The sequence below is a fragment of the Streptomyces sp. NBC_01232 genome (assembly GCF_035989885.1).
Taxonomy (GTDB): Bacteria; Actinomycetota; Actinomycetes; order Streptomycetales; family Streptomycetaceae; genus Streptomyces.
Genome location: NZ_CP108518.1, coordinates 1,701,290 through 1,719,315, shown reverse-complemented (window position 1 = coordinate 1,719,315; position 18,026 = coordinate 1,701,290). Strand labels below are relative to the sequence as shown.

The following is an 18,026-nucleotide window of genomic DNA, read 5'->3' as shown; positions in this document are numbered from 1 at the left end:
GGCACCCCTACGGAGTGCGCAGGCCCAGGAAGAGCGGGCTGCGGCGCAGGGTGAAGCCCATCGACTCGTAGAGCCGCACCGCGCCGGTGTTCGACGCCGCCGCGTGCAGGAACGGGCTGTCCCCGCGCTCGCGGGCCGCCGCCGCGACCGCCCGTATCAGCCGGGCCGCCAGGCCCCGGCCCCGGTGCTCCGGGTGCGTGCACACCGCGCTGATCTCCGACCAGCCCGCCGGCCGCATCCGCTCCCCGGCCATCGCCACCAGCCGGCCCTCGTGACGTATCCCGAGGTACGTGCCCAGCTCGACCGTCCGGTCCAGGAACGGGCCCGGCCTGGTCAGCCCCACCAGCTCCAGCATCTCCGGCACGTCGCCGCGGCCGAGCCGTACCGCCTCCGGCGCGGCCTGCGCCCGTACCGCCCGGCCGTCCAGCTGTACGCCCGGAAGCGTCACCAGCGCCTCCCAGCCCGGCGGCGGGGTCGGCAGCCCGGTCACCCAGACCTCCTCCCCGGGGCCGGCCAGCGCGGCCAGGTCCGCCCACGCCCGAGGGTCCTCCGGATCGGCGAGGGCCGAGAACGGCGACGCGTCCCGGACGTAGCGGGCCGCCAGACCTGCGGGCCCGAACTCGGCGAAACCCCGGTGCGGGCCGGTCAGCGCGGCCCAGACCGGGTTGTCGAGTACTTCACTGCCGCACAGCGTGCCGCTCTCGGGGGACATGGGTGCGGAACTCCTTCCGTGGGGCGGCGTCCGGGTCGTGACCGCCTTCTTGACGGCCCCCGGCGCCGCCACGAGACTGCGGGGGACGGCCACGACGGACACGGCCCGCCACCGGGAAGCCTAACCAGCACCGGTCGGGGGCGGCCGAGGACAGGACGGGGGGTGGGTGGACGTGAACACCGGCGCTACGGCGCAACCGCACCCCCGCTCGTACCCGCATCCGTACCCGCGCCCCAGGGCCCTGCGCAGCCGATGGCTCACCCGGCGCCTGCACATCGACCTCCTGCGGGTGTGCAGCGCATTCGGCCCGCGCGGCTGACCCCTCCCACCGACGAGTGACCCGGACCGGGCGCGCGCACCGCGCCGCCCGGGGCCCAGCCGTGTTGTCCTCCACCCCAGGAGAGTCATGTCGCACACCGTCCTGCCCCGCACCGTGCTGCCCCGCACCGGCCCGGCGCCCGCCCCGCGCGGCCGCATCGGAGCCGGGTTCTCACCCGTCCCGCACCGCTACCACCTCTACCTCTGCGCCGGCTGTCCCCGCTCCCTGCGCGTGACCGCCGCCCTCACCGCTCTGGGCCTCGCGGACTCGATCACCGCCACCGTCCTCGGTACGGACCCCCGCGCGGCCGAGTACACCGCGCTGCGGCTGGCCTACGAGGCCACCGGCCACCACTTCGACGGTGCCCTGACCGTCCCTGCCCTCGTCGACACCTGGAGCGGCCGCGTCGTCTCCGACCACACCCCCGACATCCTCGACGACCTCGGCTTCCTGGCCGCCCACCCCGCCTTCCGCACGGGCTCGTAAAAGGGCCCGCCGGGACCTTCGCGGCACCCCGCGCAACGAATCGCCGCGCCACTGGTGGAACACGCAACGAATCGATGCGCGGAGCGCAACGCTCACGGCTTGTCCGGGTCGAACGGGCGAACGTACCGTTTTATGACCCCCACCCCGCCTGTCACAGAGGTAGCCCATGCCCCCGCTGCGCACCGCCCTCCTCCAGAGCTCCGGAGTTCTCGGCGACACCGCCGAGAACCTCAAGGCGCTCGACGAGGCAGCGGCGCGCGCCGCACAGAGCGGGGCCGGGCTGCTCGTGACCTCGGAGATGTTCCTGACCGGCTACGCGCTGGACCTCCAGGACATCCCCGGTCTCGCCGAACCGGCCGACGGCGCCGCCGCCCGGGCCATCGGCGAGATCGCCCGCCGCCACGGGGTCGCCGTCCTCTACGGCTACCCGGAGAGCGCGGACGGCGTCGTCTACAACGCCGCCCAGCTCATCGGCCCCGACGGCGCGGCGCTGGCGAACTACCGCAAGACCCACCTCTTCGGCTGCTTCGAACAGGACGCCTTCACCCCCGGCGACGTCCCCGTCGTCCAGGCGGACCTGAACGGCCTCCGCATCGGCATCATGATCTGCTACGACGTGGAGTTCCCCGAGAACGTCCGGGCGCACGCGCTCGCCGGCACCGACCTCCTCCTGGTGCCGACCGCGCAGATGCACCCGTTCCAGTTCGTCGCCGAACAGCTGGTGCCCGTAAGGGCCTTCGAGAACCAGATGTACATCGCGTACGTCAACCGCACCGGTCCGGAAGGCGAGTTCGAGTTCGTCGGACTCAGCTGCCTGGCGAGCCCCGACGGGGTCACCCGGACCCGGGCCGGCCGCGGCGAGGAGCTGGTGTTCGGCGAGGCCGATCCCGAGCTGCTGTCCGCCTCGCGCGAGAACAACCCGTACCTGCGCGACCGGCGACCCGGGCTCTACGCCTCCCTCGTCTAAGACCTCTCTTCCCCCAGCCCTGCCGCAAGGAGACGTACCCCCATGACGTCCACGGTGCCCACCACCGCCGTCCCGCACAGCGACGGACAGCCGCCGATCACCATGTTCGGTCCGGACTTCCCGTACGCGTACGACGACTTCCTCGCCCACCCGGCGGGCCTCGGCCAGATACCGGCGACCGAGCTCGGTACCGAGGTCGCCGTGATCGGCGGCGGGCTGTCCGGGATCATCTCGGCCTACGAGCTCATGAAGATGGGCCTGAAGCCCGTCGTCTACGAGGCCGACCAGATCGGTGGCCGCCTGCGCACCGTCGGCTTCGAGGGCGCCGAGACCGAGGGCCTCACCGCCGAGATGGGCGCCATGCGCTTCCCGCCCTCCTCCACGGCCCTGCAGCACTACATCGACCTCGTCGGCCTGGTCACGGAGCCCTTCCCGAACCCGCTGGCCGAGTCCACCCCCTCGACGGTCGTCGACCTCAAGGGCGAGTCGCACTACGCCGAGACGATCGCGGACCTCCCGCAGATCTACCGCGACGTGTCCGCCGCGTGGAACGCCTGCCTCGACGAGGGCGCCGACTTCTCCGACATGAACACCGCGATGCGCGAGCGGGACGTCCCGCGCATCCGCGAGATCTGGGCCAAGCTCGTCGAGAAGCTCGACGACGAGACCTTCTACGGCTTCCTCTGCAAGTCCGAGGCCTTCAAGTCCTTCCGCAAGCGCGAGATCTTCGGCCAGGTCGGCTTCGGCACGGGCGGCTGGGACACCGACTTCCCGAACTCCATCCTGGAGATCCTGCGCGTCGTCTACACCGAGGCCGACGACCACCACCGCGGCATCGTCGGCGGCTCGCAGCAGCTGCCGCTGCGCCTGTGGGAGCGCGAGCCGGAGAAGATCGTGCACTGGGCCCAGGGCACCTCGCTGTCCTCCCTGCACGGCGGCACCCCGCGCCCGGCGGTCACCCGCCTGCACCGCACGGCCGGCAACCGCATCACGGTCACCGACTCCTCCGGCGACATCCGCACGTACCGCGCCGCGATCTTCACGGCCCAGTCGTGGATGCTGCTGTCGAAGATCGAGTGCGACGACACGCTGTTCCCGATCGACCACTGGACGGCGATCGAGCGCACCCACTACATGGAGTCGTCCAAGCTGTTCGTCCCCGTCGACCGGCCGTTCTGGCTGGACAAGGACGAGGAGACCGGCCGCGACGTCATGTCGATGACGCTGACCGACCGCATGACCCGCGGCACCTACCTGCTGGACAACGGCCCCGACAAGCCGGCCGTCATCTGCCTGTCGTACACCTGGTGCGACGACAGCCTGAAGTGGCTGCCGCTGTCCGCGAACGAGCGGATGGAGGTCATGCTGAAGTCCCTCGGCGAGATCTACCCCAAGGTCGACATCCGCCGCCACATCATCGGCAACCCGGTCACCGTCTCGTGGGAGGACGAGCCCTACTTCATGGGCGCGTTCAAGGCCAACCTCCCCGGCCACTACCGCTACCAGCGCCGTCTGTTCACGCACTTCATGCAGGACCGCCTCCCCGAGGACAAGCGCGGCATCTTCCTCGCCGGTGACGACATCTCCTGGACGGCCGGCTGGGCCGAGGGCGCGGTCCAGACCGCCCTCAACGCCGTCTGGGGCGTCATGCACCACCTCGGCGGCACCACCGACTCCACCAACCCGGGCCCGGGCGACGTCTACGACGAGATCGCCCCGGTCGAACTCCCCGAGGACTGACCCCTCCGGGGCACCCAGGGCCACGGGCCGTTCCCGCGCGGGCAGCGCGGGGACGGCCCGTTCTCATGGGCCCGCCGCGGCCACGGCTCCCGGTCCATGGAGGTGTCAGCCGGGCTGTGCGATCGTGTTGAACACATCGATCAGGTCCTCGATCTCCTGCCCGTGCGCCGTCACCGCCCAGTCGTCGGTGAAGCCGGTCCGCATCAGCTCGTCGGACAGGAAGTCCAGCATCGTCTCCGCGGCGAAGTCGCTCGGAACGGTGGGGGAGGTGGCGATCTCCGTCGCCTCCGGGTGCCATGCCGCAAGGTCCAGCAATGACCGGTAAAGCTGTGGACCTGAACGAAACCAGTCGGGGACGGTGCGGTTCTGCTCACTCATTCTTGCTGCCATTGAGCAGAGCGTAGTGAAAGGGGACGCCGGCCCCAAGGGGTGCCGTGGGGCGGCGCGGCGTCGTGCGTTCGTGGTGCCGGGCCCCGGACCGTGGACGGCAGCGGCCCGGGCGCCGGGGTCAGCAGACAGCGGCCCACCAGGCCCACGCCCGAGTCGAGGGAGTCCGTGAACTCCTCGGCCAGTTCCGGCACCCGGCGCAGCGTCCACAGCAGCCGGGCCGCCGACCAGGCCCCGGCCCGGGCGCGCTCCAGGCTCCACGAGCCGACCAGGTGCGTCAGCGGGTCGGCGATCTCCAGCAGGTCCGGGCCCGGCATCAGGTCCTCCCGGATGTGCTCCTCCAGCGAGACCAGGGTGTCGCCGACCCGGTCGAAGTCCGCCTCCAGGGCGCGGGGTTCGCAGTCCAGCTCACCGCACGTGGCCACCACGGCGAGCGCCAGGTCATGGCCGATGTGCGCGTTGATCCCGGCCAGTGCGTGCTGGAGCGGCCGGATCCCGGGGTGGCGGCGGTACTGCAGCAGGGGGCGCCAGCAGGCCGGTGCCCGGTCCGCCTCCACCGCCGTCAGGTACCGTTCCGCGAACCGCACGCTGAGGGTCTCCGCCCGCCGGGGCGCCGGGAACCCCCCGTGCTCGATCCGCCGGTGCAGGGTCTCCGTCACCGTCAGGTAGACCCGGTTGAAGACGGCGACACCGTCCTGCGGCGGGAGCCGCTCCTCCAGGGCGCGCATCCGCGCCAGCACCGCTTCCATGGGGGCAGAGTCGCAGGCGCCGACGCGGATCCGGGGAACTTGGCCGTACGCTTCCCCGGTTCGGGCGAAACCCCGTCAACGGGGCTTGTCCTCGCCCTCCCCCGAGTCGTCGTAGTCGGAGGTGCCCTCGTCGAGCAGGGGCTCCTGCTTGAGGTGCGCGGGGGCGAGGAACCGCAGTGCGTGGTAGCCGGTGATCACCACGATCGTGCCCAGCGCGATGCCGCCCAGCTCGAAGGTGTCGGTGATCTGCAGCGTCACGCCGCCGACACCGATGATGATGCCCGCCGCGGCCGGCACGAGGTTCAGCGGATTGCGCAGGTCCACCCCGCCGCTGATCCAGATCTGGGCGCCGAGCAGGCCGATCATCCCGTAGAGGATGACGGTGATGCCGCCGAGCACCCCGCCCGGGATCGCGGCGACGATCGCGCCGAACTTGGGGCACAGCCCGAACAGGAGCGCGAAGCCCGCGGCCGCCCAGTAGGCCGCCGTGGAGTAGACCCGGGTCGCCGCCATCACACCGATGTTCTCGGAGTAGGTGGTGTTCGGCGGACCGCCGACCGCCGTGGACAGCATGGATGCCGCGCCGTCCGCCGCGATGGCCGTACCCAGCTTGTCGTCGAGCGGGTCGCCGGTCATCTCGCCGACAGCCTTGATGTGCCCGGCGTTCTCGGCGATCAGCGCGATCACCACGGGCAGCGCGATCAGGATCGCCGACCACTCGAAGGCGGGCGCGTGGAAGGACGGGAGTCCGATCCAGTCGGCCTTGGCGACCGCGGAGAGGTCCAGTCGCCAGTGGTCGACGGCCGCCTCCCCGCCCACCGTCGAGTGGATCTTGCCGAAGGCCAGGTCGAAGATCCAGGAGATCCCGTACCCGAAGAGCAGCCCGAGGAAGATCGCGATGCGCGACCAGAAGCCGCGCAGGCAGACCACGGCCGCTCCCGTGAACAGCATGGTCAGCAGCGCCGTCCACTGGTCCTGCGGCCAGTACGTGCTCGCTGTCACCGGCGCCAGGTTGAAGCCGATCAGCATCACCACCGCGCCCGTCACCACCGGCGGCATCGTCGCGTGGATGACGCGGGCGCCGAACCGCTGGACGGCCAGACCGGCCAGGAACAGGGCCACGCCGACGACGAAGACGGCGCCCGTGACCACCGCGCTGTCCCCGCCCGCGGCCCGGATCGCCGCCGCGACCCCGACGAAGGACAGCGAGCAGCCCAGGTAGGAGGGGACCCGGCCGCGCGTCGCGAGGAGGAAGATCACCGTCGCGATGCCGGACATCATGATGGCCAGGTTCGGGTCCAGGCCCATCAGGACCGGAGCGACGAAACTCGCGCCGAACATCGCCACGACGTGCTGGGCGCCCAGCCCGGCGGTCCGCGGCCACGACAGCCGCTCCTCCGGCCGGACCACCGCGCCGGGGGCGGGAGTCCGCCCGTCTCCGTGCAGGGTCCAGCCCACGCCGAGGCCCATGTTCCACTCCTCTTCTCCGGACGGCTGCCGCGAGAATCCGGCCGCTCACACATCGAGGCCGCAGCGCACGGGGTACGTGCCGCTGCGGCCGGTCGACATATTACGGCCGGGTTTGTGCAGGTTCGTCGAGGCCGGGGGAACCGGGCTTCCCCGTGGCCCCGCCGGGATCGCCCCCAGCCTGCCCCACCGCGGGCCCCTGGCGCAGTACCGCGGCACCCACGACCAGCGCGAACGACAGCAGGGTGACCAGCCCGAAGGACACCACCAGCGAGGTCGCGTCCGCCACCGCGCCGATCGCCGACGGCGCGATCAGCCCCGAGGTGTACGTGATCGTCGCGACACCGGCGATGGCCTGCGCCGGGGCCGGCCCGCTGCGCCCCGCAGCCGCGAAGGCCAGCGGGACCACCACCGCGATCCCGAGCCCGATCAGCCCGAACCCGGCCAGCGCACCGGCCGGATGACGGACCCCGACCACGAGCAGCCCGCCCAGGGTGGCCAGCACTCCGCCGGCCCGGACCGTGCGCACCGGCCCGAACCGGTCCACCACCCGGTCGCCGACGAGGCGGGCCACGGCCATGGTCAGCGCGAATGCGGTGGTGGAGGCGGCCGCCAGACCGGCGTCCGTGTGCAGGACGTCCCGCAGGTAGACGGCCGACCAGTCCAGGCTCGCGCCCTCGGCGAAGACCGCGCAGAACCCGATGGCCCCGATCAGCAGCGCCGACCTGGGAGGCAGCGCGAAGTGCGGCGGCGCCGTGGCGCCCTCGTCGCTCCTCAGGTCCAGCACCCCCTGTGCGGCGATCAGTCCGAGCGCCGTCAGGGCCAGGGCGGCGATCAGGTGGTGGAGCCGGGCGTCGGCCCCGGTGTGCGCGGCGACCGTGCCGACGGCCGAGCCGAGCAGGGCGCCCACGCTCCACATGCCGTGCAGCGAGGACATGATCGAGTGGCCCAGCCGGTTCTCCGTCTCCACGCCCAGCGCGTTCATCGCCACGTCCGACATCCCGGCGGTGGCTCCGTAGGCGAAGAGGACGAAGCACAGGGTGGGCAGGGTCGGGGCGAGGCTCGGCAGGATCAGCGAGAGGGTCCACAGCGTGAGCAGCACCCGCAGCGCGGTCCGGGCGCCGAGCCAGTGGTTGATCCGGCCGGCCAGCGGCATCGCGAGGGCCGCGCCCAGCGCGGGGAAGGCGAGCGCCAGGCCCAGGGTGCCCGGGCTGAGCTGGGCGTGTTCCTGGATCCAGGGGATGCGGGTGGCGAAGGAGCCGGTGACGGCGCCGTGGGTGCAGAAGACGGCCGCGATGGCGTAGCGGGCATGGCGCAGACGCGCCGGGCTGAGGTCGGTGTCCCCGGTCATGGGATTAAACTATCAGGGACCCTGCCTGATAGATAACGGGCCCGACTCCTAGGATGGGCGCCGTGACTCCTGCCCCCACCCCGGTACCGTCCCCCGCCTCGCCCAGCACGGCCCGGGCCATCAACGACCGCCTCGCGCTCCGACTCCTCCAGGAATCCGGGCCATTGACGGCCAACCAGCTCAAAGTCATGACGGGGCTCTCCCGCCCCTCGGTCGCCGACCTCGTCGACCGGCTCATCGACGCCGGACTCATCGAAGTCGCCGGAGAATCCGGCGAACAACGCCGCGGCCCCAACGCCAAGCTGTACGGGATCGTCGCCGACCGCGCCCACCTCGCCGCCCTCGACGTGCGCACCGACCGGGTCACCGCCGTCGTCACCGACCTCCTCGGCCGCCCCCTGGCCGAAGCCGCCCTGCCCGTCGGCGCCCCCGAGGACGCGGTGGCCGCCCTGCTGCGCACCGCGCGCGAAGCCGGCGCCGCCGAGCTGCACACCGTCGTCATAGGCGCCCCGGGCCTGGTCGCCCCCGCCACCGGCGAACTCCGCGACACCAGCGGCCTGCCGGCCTGGCACCGCGACCTGGTCACCGCCCTGCAGCGGAGCCTGCCCGCCGTGGTCGTCGTCGAGAACGAGACCAACCTGGCCGCACTCGCCGAGCAACGCCTGGGCGTGGCCCGCGACCTGGACTCCTTCGTCCTGCTGTGGCTCGGCGCGGGCGTGGGCGCGGCCGTGGTCCTGGACGGCCGGCTGCGCCGGGGCGCCTCCGGCGGAGCGGGCGAGATCGGCTTCCTCCCGGTGCCGGGCACCGGCGGCCTCCCGTCGGCCGCGGACTGCGGCGGAGGATTCCACGCACTCGTGGGCCGCGAGGCCGTGACCGCGCTGGCGCGCGCACACGGCTTCGCGGGCCCGGCGGAGCAGGCCGTGGCCGGAGCCGCGGGCGAGCCGTTCCTCGAAGCCCTGGCCGAACGCCTCGCGCTGGGCGCGGCGGCGGCCGCGGCGATCCTGGACCCGGGCTGCGTGGTCCTGGCGGGCGAACTCGGACGCGCGGGCGGCCCCGCCCTGGCGGCCCGCGTCGCCGAGCGACTGGCGAAACTGACCCCGGTCCCGACGGAGATCCGCGCCACGACCCTGGGCGACCCCGCGGTCCTGGCGGGGGCGGAACTGGCGGCCCGGGAGGCCGCGCAGGCGGTGCTGTTCGGGGGCTAGTGCTGTGGCCGGAAAGGTTTGCCGAGTCGCGGCGTCCGGTGCGGTGCATCGCAAGGCGGAGGGCCGTGCCTCGTACTGGACGTACTTGCGCGGTCCGACAACGCGGCGAGGTGCCGTGCCGGGCGTCGCGACACGGTGAACCTTTCCGGTCACAGCACTGGAACGTGTCCGGGGGGATGGGCGCGTCCCGCTACCGCCCGCCCCGCCCCGCCGCGAACTCCGCGAAGGTGGTCCGGCCCGCCGCATGGGACGGGGCCAGGTGGCCGCCCCGCCTGAAGCCCGCGTAGGCCTTGCCCGCCAGGGGGACGGGGAGCACCCGGCGGTGGCGGCCCGTCGCCGCCAGGTAGGTGCGGGCCAGGTCCGGCAGGAGGTGGATCTCCGGGCCGCCCATGTCCGGGACCCGGCCCGACGGGGTCGGGACCGCCAGTTCCGCCAGGCGGTCCGCGACCTCCCCGACGGCGATCGGCTGCACCCGCACCCCGCCGGGCACCGGTACCGGCACGAGCGGCAGCTTCGCCGCCGCGTCCACCAGCTGAGCCACCAGGTCGTGGAACTGCGTCGTGCGCAGGATGGTCACGCCCAGCCCGCACCCCTCCAGCAGCCGCTCGACCTGCAGCTTCCTCCGGTAGTACCCGAGCGGCACCACATCCACCCCGACGATCGAGATGTAGACGATGTTGGTGACGGTCCCCGCCCTCCGGGCCGACTCGACGAGGTTCCGGGTGGCGGTGTCGTCGTCCTTGCCCGCGCCGCGCGTGTTGCTCGCGCAGTGCACGACCACCTCCGCGCCCGCCATGGCCGCGTCCAGCCCGCTCCCGTCGCTGAGGTCGACCGGGTACTCCGTGGCGTGCCGGCTCAGCACGCGGACCTCGTGGCCCGCTTGCCGGAGCCGCGCGACGACCAGCACGCCGAGGGTGCCGGTGCCTCCGGTGACGAGGATGGTGCTCATGGGTCCGCCTTTCGCCGAGGTTCCTTCAGCAGCGGAGACCGGACAGCCCTCAGGGATGTGACAGCTGATGCTGGAGGAATTCCAGCTTCTCCGGGTTGAGTACCGTGCTGAGGCCGCTGACCAGCCCGTTCTCGAATTCCACCAGAAGAACGGCCGTCTCGCCGAAGAGCAGCGCCGGTGATCCGTTGACCTCCGCGATGCTGACCGGCAGGTCCCCGGCGAACTTCTGGAGTACCCCGACCGCGAACCGGGCCACCTTCTCGCGCCCCAGGATCGGCCGCAGCGCCGCGTTGACCACGCCGCCGCCGTCGGAGACGAACCGGACGTCGGCCGTCAGCAGCCCCTCCAGCCGGGCCAGGTCCCCGCCGCGCGCCGCCGTCATGAAGGTTTCCACGAGGCTCTGCCAGCGCTCGGGGTCCGGGGCGAAGCGCCGCTCGGGCCCGTCCGCCCGCTCCGCGGCCACCCGGCCGGCCGCCCGCCGGTAGAGCTGGCGGCAGTTGGCCTCGGTGAGGTCCAGGAGTCCGGCGATCTCCCGGTGGCTGTAGGCGAAGGCCTCGCGCAGTACGTAGACGGCCCGCTCGACCGGCGCGAGCCGTTCCAGCAGCACCAGCAGGGCCATCGACACGCTGTCCCGCTGCTCTGCGGACTCCAGCGGGCCGAGGGTGCCGTCCCCGGTGAGGACGGGTTCGGGGAGCCAGGGGCCGATGTAGGCCTCGCGCCGGACGCGCGCCGAGGTGAGGGTGTTGAGGCACAGGTTCGTGACGACCTTGGCGAGCCAGGCCCCCGGGTGCTCGATGCCCTCGCGGTCCGCGGACGCCCAGCGCAGGTACGCGTCCTGCACGGTGTCCTCGGCCTCCGCGGCGGATCCGAGCATGCGGTAGGCGATGCCGAACATCCGGGGACGGTTTTCCTCGAAGTCCGCGTCGGACGCGGTGACGTGTGTGATCACCTCAGCAGCGTACGAGGCCGGGTGCGGGCGGAACGTGCGAGGACCCGGTGGCCGCCGGGCCACCGGGTCCTCACGTTCACTCATGGATCGGGGTGCCGGGGGTCAGCAGGCGCCCTGGTCCTTCCAGACACCCCATTCACCGGTGGTGCCGGGTTCCTCGTTCTGCGTCCACCACTGGGCCTTCCAGTTGCGGCCCTTGTGGGAGACGACGTTGCCGCTGTTGTAGACCGTGCCCGCGACGTACGCCGGGTTCGTGCAGGTCCCGCCCGGAGGCGTGGTCGGCGGCGGGGTCGTGGGGGGAGTGGTCGGCGGGGTGGTGGGGGGAGTGGTCGGGGGCTGGGTGCCGCCGCCGGGCTGAACCAGCGTCGTACCGCGGGCCAGGTCCCCGGTGAGGGCGTAGGTGGTGCCGGAGATGGTCACCGTCCAGTTGGAGGGCGTGGAGACCGGCAGGTAGTAGTTGAAGGCCAGGTCGACGGAGGCGCCCGGGGCCAGGGTCTGCCAGGCCGGGAGCTTCAGGGAGACCCGCTGGAAGTCGCCCTTGAGACCGCCGACGTTGTTGCCGGTGTGGCCGCTGCTGATCACGGTCGTGCCGAAGCCGGACTGGTCCGAGGCGTTGTTCGGGGCCGAGGTGCCGTAGTCGAACCGGAACTCGGTGCCGCCGGGCAGCGTGGCGTTCGTGTTGTTGGTGATCTTCAGCTTCGGGGTGAGCGGGTAGTTGGAGTCGCCCAGCTTGAACTCGGTGAACTCGGTCCTGATGTCAACGGCCTGGGTCGGCAGGGCGGTCGTGCCCGCCTTCTTCGCGCCGTAGGGGGAGGCCGACTTGAACTTCTGGTACATCGTGTCGGTGAGGGTGTCGCCCACCTCGTACTGGCCCTTGGCCGCGTTGTACGAGTAGTCGCCCGCGAGTTCCCAGACCATCGTGCCGCCGATGCCCTTGTTCACCACGTAGTCGGCCTTGGCGGCCACCGACTGCTCGTCCTCGGTGGAGAGGAAGACCTTCTTCTGTGCGTTCCACAGCCACGGCGCCACCAGGGTGGAGTCGTACTTGCGGACGTAGGTGCCGGTCAGCGTGGTGTTCGCCGGGAAGCCGTACTTGGTGACGTAGTCGCCCACGACACCCTTCTCCAGGTTCTTGGCGTGCCACATCGGGTTGGAGCCCGCCGGGGACTCGGCCCCGTTGGTGTCCTTGTCGTGCCACAGGTTGTCGATGCCGACCGCGCCGTCGCCGCACTTGGTCAGGCCGGCGCCGGCCGGGCAGGTGGTCGCGGGGGCCTTGCCCCATAGCCCGTCGGTGCCGCCCTGCACGTTCTTGAAGCCGCGGGTGTAGTAGGGCAGGCCGATGTTGATGCGGCCGCCGGGCATCGAGCCGCGGAAGTAGTGGTACGCCCAGTCGGTGTTGAGGTAGCCGATGCCGCCGTACTGGGAGGTGGAGTAGACGCCGGCGGCGGCGAGTTCGCCGTCCTTGCCGTCGTCGAAGAGCGAGGCGTTGGGCCCGACGTACTCGTTCCAGGCGCCGTGCAGGTCGTAGGACATGATGTTGACGTAGTCCAGGTACTGCTGGACCTGGAACGTCTCCATGCCGCGCAGCAGGTAGCCGGAGGAGGGGGCGGCGACGGAGAGCAGGTAGTGCTTGCCGTCGGCGGCGCCCGCGCGGTCGAGCTTCTCGCGCAGCGACTTCATCAGGGCCGCGTAGCCCTTGACCAGGCCGGCGCGGCGGGCGTTGGCCAGCTGCCAGTCCAGCGGGTTGCCGGCGTCCTTCATGGTGGTCGGGTACTCGTAGTCGATGTCGACGCCGTTGAACCCGTACGTGCGGATGAACTCGACCGAGGAGTCGGCGAAGGTGTCGATGCCGGCCTGGTTGACGGAGCCGTCGGCGTTGGTGGCCATCGAGTAGAAGCCGCCGGAGGCGACCCGGTTGCCGTCGTCACCGAAGTAGCCGCCGGTCTCCGCCCAGCCGCCGACCGAGATCAGCGTCTTGACGTCCGGGTACTGCTTCTTGAACTTCGTCAGCTGGTTGAAGTGGCCCTTGTAGGGGAGGGCCGGGTCCATCTCGGCGCCGGCGACGCCGGGCCAGGTCATCCCGGTGGCGGCGTTGTTCACGCCGTCCGAGCCGACGGAGATCTTGTTGTCGGCGCCCACGTGGGCGAAGGCGTAGTTCAGGTGGGTGACCTTGGACCACGGGATGTTGTTGGCGAGGTAGGCGGGGGCGCCGTCCTTGCCGGTGCGCCAGCCGGTGAAGTATCCGATGACGCGGCGCTGGTGGTCGGCGCCCATCTTCTCGCGGCCTTCGGAGTCGTAGACCGAGCAGTACGGGACGTCGACACCGGCGGTCTTGTACAGCCCGTCGGGGCGACAGCCCTCGTTGTCGGCCGCGTGCGAGACGCCCGCCGAGAGCCCGCCCACCAGGAGTCCGGCGATTGCGGCGCCGGATGCCAGGAGCATCGCTCTCGTACGTGTGGGGGACAGCATTGTGCCTCCTGGGGAGGGGAGGATGCAGGACACAACTGGACACAACATGAAGCAACAGGACTGGTGCTGAAGCGTGTTGGCCCGTGACGTGCGCACATCTGACGGGCTGTTCCCGGGAAGATGAAGGGAACGTTAAGAGGACTAGACCACCTCGTCAATAGGTCTGGACCAACCCGGCCCCACTTGACAAAGTCCGCACCGGGCGGCGACACGCTGTGAGCCAGGCCACACCACATCACCCGCATGGCGGTGGATCGCCCGTGGCAGACTGGCTGGAGTACCAGTAGCAGCGCACTCCGGGGTCGGTGTAATTCCGAACCGGCGGTTATAGTCCGCGACCCGTCCGCAGCCAGCGGCCGGTTGACCAGGTGAGATTCCTGGACCGACGGTTAAAGTCCGGATGGGAGGCAGTGCGCGGCGGGCCAGTCACCGGTACGCCGCCGTCGGCGGTTCGTCGGCATATCCCTGCGGATATGCCAGGTCGAACCGTTTTTCCGGCCTCGGCGTCCCCTGTGCGCTGTACCGCTTCATCTGTCGTATTCGACAGGCCCCGGAGTCCGTGCCCGATGAGGCAGGAGGACCCGGTGGCGACACACGCCGCGCACGCAGCACCCGACGCGGACACCCGTGCCATGCGACGGGCCATCGAGCTCGCGGCCCGTGGACTCGGCTCCACCAGTCCCAATCCGGTCGTCGGCTGCGTCATCACCGACGCCTGCGGAACGATCGTCGGCGAGGGCTGGCACCAACGGGCAGGCGGCCCGCACGCCGAGATCCACGCCCTGCGCGCAGCGGGCCCTGCCGCCCGCGGCGGCACCGCCTACGTCACCCTCGAACCCTGCAACCACACCGGCCGTACGGGGCCCTGCGCCCAGGCCCTCGCAGCCGCCGGCATCGCCCGCGTGGTCCACGCCGTCTCCGACCCGAACCCGCAGGCCAGCGGCGGCGCCGCCACCCTGCGCGCGGCCGGGATCGACACCGAGGGCGGACTCCTCGCGGACGAGGCCGAGACCGGCAACGCCGCCTGGCTGACCTCCGTACGCCTGGGCCGGCCGCACGTCACCTGGAAGTACGCCGCCACCCTCGACGGCCGCAGCGCCGCCGCGGACGGCAGCAGCCGCTGGATCACCTCCGCCGCGTCCCGCGCCGACGTCCACCGGCTGCGCGCCGAGAGTGACGCCGTCCTGGTCGGCGGCGGCACCCTGCGCGCCGACGACCCGCACCTCGCCGTGCGCGGCCACGAAGGCGCCACGCAGCCCCTGCGGATCGCCCTCGACACCCGCGCCACGATCCCGGCGGGCGCCCGCATCCTCGACGACGCCGCACCCACCCTGCTCGTCGTCGGCGAGGACGCCGACACCCGGCACCTGACCGGCGTCGAACTGCTCCGGCTGCCCCTGCACGACGGCCGCATCGCCGTCCAGGACCTGCTCACCCACCTGAACCTGAGCGGCGTGCGCTCCGTCCTGCTGGAGGGCGGGCCCACACTGGCCGGCGCCTTCCTCAAGGCCGGCGCCGTCGACCGCGTCATCGGCTACCTCGCCCCGGCCCTGCTCGGCGCGGGCCCCGCGGCCCTCGCCGACGCCGGCATCAAGAACATCTCCGGTGCAGTGCGCCTCGACATCACCGAGGCCGTCCGCATCGGCCCCGATCTCCGCATCACCGCAGTCCCCGTCCCCGTCACCCCCGCCACGAAGGAGCACTGAGTGTTCACCGGAATCGTCGAAGAACTGGGCGAGGTCACCGCTGTGGAGCAGCTCGAGGAAGCCTCCCGCTTCCGGCTGCGCGGCCCCCTCGTCACCGAGGACGCCAAGCACGGTGACTCCATCGCGGTCAACGGCGTCTGCCTCACCGTCGTGGAGACCGCGGACGGCGAGTTCACCGCCGACGTCATGCAGGAGACCCTCAACCGCTCCAGCCTCGGCGCCCTGAGCGCCGGCTCCCGGGTCAACCTGGAGCGCCCCATGGCCCTCGGCGGACGCCTCGGCGGTCACCTCGTCCAGGGGCACGTGGACGGCACCGGCGAGATCATCTCCCGGACCCCCTCCGAGCACTGGGAGATCGTCAAGGTCGCCCTCCCGCAGAACCTCTCCCGCTACGTGGTCGAGAAGGGCTCCATCACGGTCGACGGCGTCAGCCTCACCGTGGTCGAGGCCGCCGCCGACTGGTTCACCATCAGCCTCATCCCCACCACGCTGGCGCTGACCACGCTCGGCATCAAGCAGAGCGGCGACCCGGTCAACCTGGAGGTCGACGTCCTCGCGAAGTACGTCGAGCGCCTCCTGGCCGCCGGAGTGGACCCGCTGCACGCGACGGGAGAAGCCCGGTGACCGCCTTGACCTGGCTCAACGCGGAGGCCTTCACCGTCTTCGGCCAGAAGGTCATCTGGTCCGACATGATCGGCAACCTGATGGGCCTGGCCGCGCTCGCCCTCGGCTGGCGCCGCTCCATATGGACCTGGCCCGCCCAGCTCCTCTCCGGCCTGATCCTCATCGCCGCCTACGCCTCCGCCCACCTCGCCGGTGGTGTCGGCAAGCAGCTCCTCGTCATCGGCGTGGCCGTCTGGGGCTGGCGCGCCTGGCAGCTCGGCCGCCAGAAGGCCCAGGACGGCTCCATCGCCGTGCGCACCGCCACCTGGAAGGAGCGCGGACTGCTCCTGGCCGGCGCGGCCCTCGGCACCCTCGCCGTCGGCGGCCTCTTCACGCTCTACCCGGACCTGTCGTGGAGCCCCTGGGCCGACGCGTACATCTTCGTCGGCACCATCGTCGCGATGATCGCCCAGGCCCGCGGCCTCGTCGAGTTCTGGTTCGCCTGGCTCCTCGTCGACCTGGTCGGCGTCCCCCTCGCCTTCAACAACGGCCTGGCCTTCTCCGGCCTCGTCTACGTCGTGTACTTCGCCCTCGTGCTGTGGGGCGCCTACGACTGGTACCAGCGCTCTCGCATCAACCCCGCCCCGGCCCTGGAAGGAGCAACGGCATGACCAGCCTCAAGCCCGTGCCCGACATCCCCGAAGAGACCTTCCGCCTCGACCCCGTCGAGCAGGCCATCCGCGACATCGCGGCGGGCCGCCCCATCGTCGTCGTCGACGACGAGGACCGCGAGAACGAGGGCGACCTCGTCATCGCCGCCGAGAAGGCCACCCCCGAGATCATCGCCTTCATGATGAGCGAGTGCCGCGGCTTGATCTGCGCCCCCATGGAGGGCCCCGAGCTGGACCGGCTCGAACTCCCGCAGATGGTCCAGAACAACACCGAGTCGATGCAGACCGCCTTCACCGTCTCCGTCGACGCGAGCGCCGCCCACGGCGTCTCTACCGGAATCTCGGCCGCCGACCGCGCCACCACCCTGCGGCTGCTCGCCGACGGCGTCTCCGAGCCCGGCGACTTCGTCCGCCCCGGCCACATCTTCCCGCTGCGCGCCAAGCCCGGTGGCGTCCTGGTCCGCAACGGCCACACCGAGGCCGCCGTCGACCTCGCCCGCCTCGCGGGCCTGCGCCCGGCCGGCGCCATCGTGGAGATCGCCGGCGAGGACGGCGTCATGCTGCGCCTGCCCGAGCTGATCCCCTTCGCCCGCAAGCACGGCCTGACGATCATCTCCATCGAGGACCTGATCGCCTACCGCCGCTCCGCCGAGCCCACCGTCCGCCGCGAGGCCGAGGTCAGCCTGCCGACCGCCTTCGGCGACTTCACCGCGTACGGCTACCGCTCCACCGTCGACGGTGTCGAGCACGTCGCCCTCGTCCACGGGGAGATCGGCGACGGCGCCGACGTCCTGGTCCGCATGCACTCCGAATGCCTGACCGGCGACATCTTCGCCTCCCAGCGCTGCGACTGCGGCCCCCAGCTGCACGCCTCCATGGAACGCATCAAGACCGAGGGCCGCGGCGTCGTCGTCTACCTCCGCGGCCACGAGGGCCGCGGCATCGGACTCCTGTCCAAGCTGCGCGCGTACGAGCTCCAGGAGCGCGGCCGCGACACCCTCGACGCAAACCTGGAACTCGGCCTGCCCGCCGACGCCCGTGACTACGGCGCCGGCGCCCAGATCCTCGCCGACCTCGGCGTGCACAGCGTCCGGCTCATGACGAACAACCCCGAGAAGTCCGACGCCCTCGTCCGGCACGGCATCACGGTCACCAGCCGCGAGCCGATGCCCATGGAGGCCGGCGAGCACAACCTGCGGTACCTGCGCACCAAGCGCGACCGGATGGGCCACGACCTGCCCTGGCTGGAAGGGCCCGTGACCACCTCCGCCTGCGGCAACCAGTAGGCACGCACCA

Annotated in this window: 15 protein-coding genes, 1 pseudogene and 1 riboswitch; of the genes and pseudogenes, 8 read left to right on the top strand and 8 right to left on the bottom strand. The window is 71.8% G+C overall.

Annotated features, from left to right (window positions below; translation table 11 throughout):
- Positions 1-7: 7 nt before the first annotated feature.
- Positions 8-712 (bottom strand): GNAT family N-acetyltransferase, encoded by a 705-nt coding sequence (locus OG444_RS08065; RefSeq protein ID WP_327261502.1) that lies wholly within the window; start codon positions 710-712, stop codon positions 8-10.
- A gap of 406 nt (positions 713-1,118) precedes the next feature.
- Between OG444_RS08065 and OG444_RS08060 the strand changes: the two genes are divergently transcribed.
- The 3 genes from OG444_RS08060 (at position 1,119) to OG444_RS08050 (ending at position 4,224) form a co-directional block, all read left to right on the top strand.
- Complete coding sequence (locus OG444_RS08060) at positions 1,119-1,517, top strand: hypothetical protein (RefSeq protein ID WP_327261501.1); 399 nt, start codon at positions 1,119-1,121, stop codon at positions 1,515-1,517.
- A 166-nt stretch (positions 1,518-1,683) separates the two neighbouring features.
- The gene (locus tag OG444_RS08055; RefSeq protein ID WP_327261500.1) at positions 1,684-2,484 is read left to right on the top strand and encodes a carbon-nitrogen hydrolase family protein; all 801 of its coding nucleotides are present in this window, start codon (positions 1,684-1,686) and stop codon (positions 2,482-2,484) included.
- 42 nt (positions 2,485-2,526) lie between these two features.
- Positions 2,527-4,224: a flavin monoamine oxidase family protein gene (locus OG444_RS08050; protein WP_327261499.1), complete on the top strand. Its 1,698-nt coding sequence runs from the start codon at positions 2,527-2,529 to the stop codon at positions 4,222-4,224.
- 105 nt (positions 4,225-4,329) lie between these two features.
- On the opposite strand, the gene OG444_RS08045 is transcribed toward OG444_RS08050, so the two are convergent.
- The 4 genes and pseudogenes from OG444_RS08045 to OG444_RS08030 form a co-directional block, all read right to left on the bottom strand.
- The gene (locus tag OG444_RS08045) at positions 4,330-4,539 is read right to left on the bottom strand and encodes a hypothetical protein (RefSeq protein WP_327261498.1); all 210 of its coding nucleotides are present in this window, start codon (positions 4,537-4,539) and stop codon (positions 4,330-4,332) included.
- Positions 4,540-4,727: 188 nt separating this feature from the next.
- Positions 4,728-5,360: pseudogene (locus OG444_RS08040) on the bottom strand (DUF5995 family protein); the annotation flags it as partial.
- A gap of 75 nt (positions 5,361-5,435) precedes the next feature.
- Complete coding sequence (locus OG444_RS08035) at positions 5,436-6,830, bottom strand: uracil-xanthine permease family protein (RefSeq protein ID WP_327261497.1); 1,395 nt, start codon at positions 6,828-6,830, stop codon at positions 5,436-5,438.
- 100 nt (positions 6,831-6,930) lie between these two features.
- Positions 6,931-8,178 carry an MFS transporter gene (locus OG444_RS08030; protein ID WP_327261496.1) on the bottom strand — a complete coding sequence of 416 codons (1,248 nt, stop codon included), beginning with the start codon at positions 8,176-8,178 and terminating at the stop codon, positions 6,931-6,933.
- 53 nt (positions 8,179-8,231) lie between these two features.
- Between OG444_RS08030 and OG444_RS08025 the strand changes: the two genes are divergently transcribed.
- The gene (locus OG444_RS08025; RefSeq protein WP_327261495.1) at positions 8,232-9,383 is read left to right on the top strand and encodes an ROK family transcriptional regulator; all 1,152 of its coding nucleotides are present in this window, start codon (positions 8,232-8,234) and stop codon (positions 9,381-9,383) included.
- Positions 9,384-9,573: 190 nt separating this feature from the next.
- Here OG444_RS08025 and OG444_RS08020 read toward each other — a convergent pair whose 3' ends face one another.
- The 3 genes from OG444_RS08020 to OG444_RS08010 all read right to left on the bottom strand — a co-directional run bounded on the left by OG444_RS08020 (position 9,574) and on the right by OG444_RS08010 (position 13,750).
- Positions 9,574-10,332, bottom strand: a complete 759-nt coding sequence (locus OG444_RS08020) for an SDR family oxidoreductase (protein WP_327261494.1) — start codon at positions 10,330-10,332, stop codon at positions 9,574-9,576.
- 49 nt (positions 10,333-10,381) lie between these two features.
- A complete protein-coding gene (locus OG444_RS08015; RefSeq protein WP_327261493.1) occupies positions 10,382-11,281 on the bottom strand; it encodes an RNA polymerase sigma-70 factor in 900 nt (299 codons plus the stop codon).
- Positions 11,282-11,383: 102 nt separating this feature from the next.
- A complete protein-coding gene (locus tag OG444_RS08010) occupies positions 11,384-13,750 on the bottom strand; it encodes a chitinase C-terminal domain-containing protein (RefSeq protein WP_327261492.1) in 2,367 nt (788 codons plus the stop codon).
- 287 nt (positions 13,751-14,037) lie between these two features.
- Positions 14,038-14,168: riboswitch (FMN riboswitch) on the top strand.
- A 148-nt stretch (positions 14,169-14,316) separates the two neighbouring features.
- Between OG444_RS08010 and ribD the strand changes: the two genes are divergently transcribed.
- From ribD to OG444_RS07990, 4 genes are read left to right on the top strand one after another with little or no spacing between them, the layout of a single operon-like run.
- Positions 14,317-15,456, top strand: a complete 1,140-nt coding sequence (ribD, locus tag OG444_RS08005) for a bifunctional diaminohydroxyphosphoribosylaminopyrimidine deaminase/5-amino-6-(5-phosphoribosylamino)uracil reductase RibD (RefSeq protein WP_327261491.1) — start codon at positions 14,317-14,319, stop codon at positions 15,454-15,456.
- Entirely contained in the window at positions 15,457-16,080 is a 624-nt protein-coding gene (locus tag OG444_RS08000) for a riboflavin synthase (protein ID WP_327261489.1), read from the top strand. It abuts the gene before it with no gap.
- Entirely contained in the window at positions 16,077-16,730 is a 654-nt protein-coding gene (locus OG444_RS07995) for a nicotinamide mononucleotide transporter family protein (protein WP_327261488.1), read from the top strand. The genes OG444_RS08000 and OG444_RS07995 overlap by 4 nt, the downstream gene beginning before the upstream one ends.
- Positions 16,727-18,016 (top strand): bifunctional 3,4-dihydroxy-2-butanone-4-phosphate synthase/GTP cyclohydrolase II, encoded by a 1,290-nt coding sequence (locus OG444_RS07990; RefSeq protein WP_327261487.1) that lies wholly within the window; start codon positions 16,727-16,729, stop codon positions 18,014-18,016. Before OG444_RS07995 ends, OG444_RS07990 begins: the two co-directional genes overlap by 4 nt.
- The last annotated feature ends 10 nt before the right edge of the window (positions 18,017-18,026 follow it).

Bases quoted from the DNA above. Each gene is read 5' to 3' on its own strand.
- ribD (WP_327261491.1), top strand. From the start codon at position 14,317: ATGAGGCAGGAGGACCCGGTGGCGACACACGCCGCGCACGCAGCACCC.
- OG444_RS08025 (WP_327261495.1), top strand. From the start codon at position 8,232: ATGGGCGCCGTGACTCCTGCCCCCACCCCGGTACCGTCCCCCGCCTCG.
- OG444_RS08060 (WP_327261501.1), top strand. From the start codon at position 1,119: ATGTCGCACACCGTCCTGCCCCGCACCGTGCTGCCCCGCACCGGCCCG.
- OG444_RS07990 (WP_327261487.1), top strand. From the start codon at position 16,727: ATGACCAGCCTCAAGCCCGTGCCCGACATCCCCGAAGAGACCTTCCGC.
- OG444_RS08065 (WP_327261502.1), bottom strand. From the start codon at position 712: ATGTCCCCCGAGAGCGGCACGCTGTGCGGCAGTGAAGTACTCGACAAC.
- OG444_RS08050 (WP_327261499.1), top strand. From the start codon at position 2,527: ATGACGTCCACGGTGCCCACCACCGCCGTCCCGCACAGCGACGGACAG.
- OG444_RS08035 (WP_327261497.1), bottom strand. From the start codon at position 6,830: ATGGGCCTCGGCGTGGGCTGGACCCTGCACGGAGACGGGCGGACTCCC.
- OG444_RS08030 (WP_327261496.1), bottom strand. From the start codon at position 8,178: ATGACCGGGGACACCGACCTCAGCCCGGCGCGTCTGCGCCATGCCCGC.
- OG444_RS08055 (WP_327261500.1), top strand. From the start codon at position 1,684: ATGCCCCCGCTGCGCACCGCCCTCCTCCAGAGCTCCGGAGTTCTCGGC.
- OG444_RS08010 (WP_327261492.1), bottom strand. From the start codon at position 13,750: ATGCTGTCCCCCACACGTACGAGAGCGATGCTCCTGGCATCCGGCGCC.
- OG444_RS08020 (WP_327261494.1), bottom strand. From the start codon at position 10,332: ATGAGCACCATCCTCGTCACCGGAGGCACCGGCACCCTCGGCGTGCTG.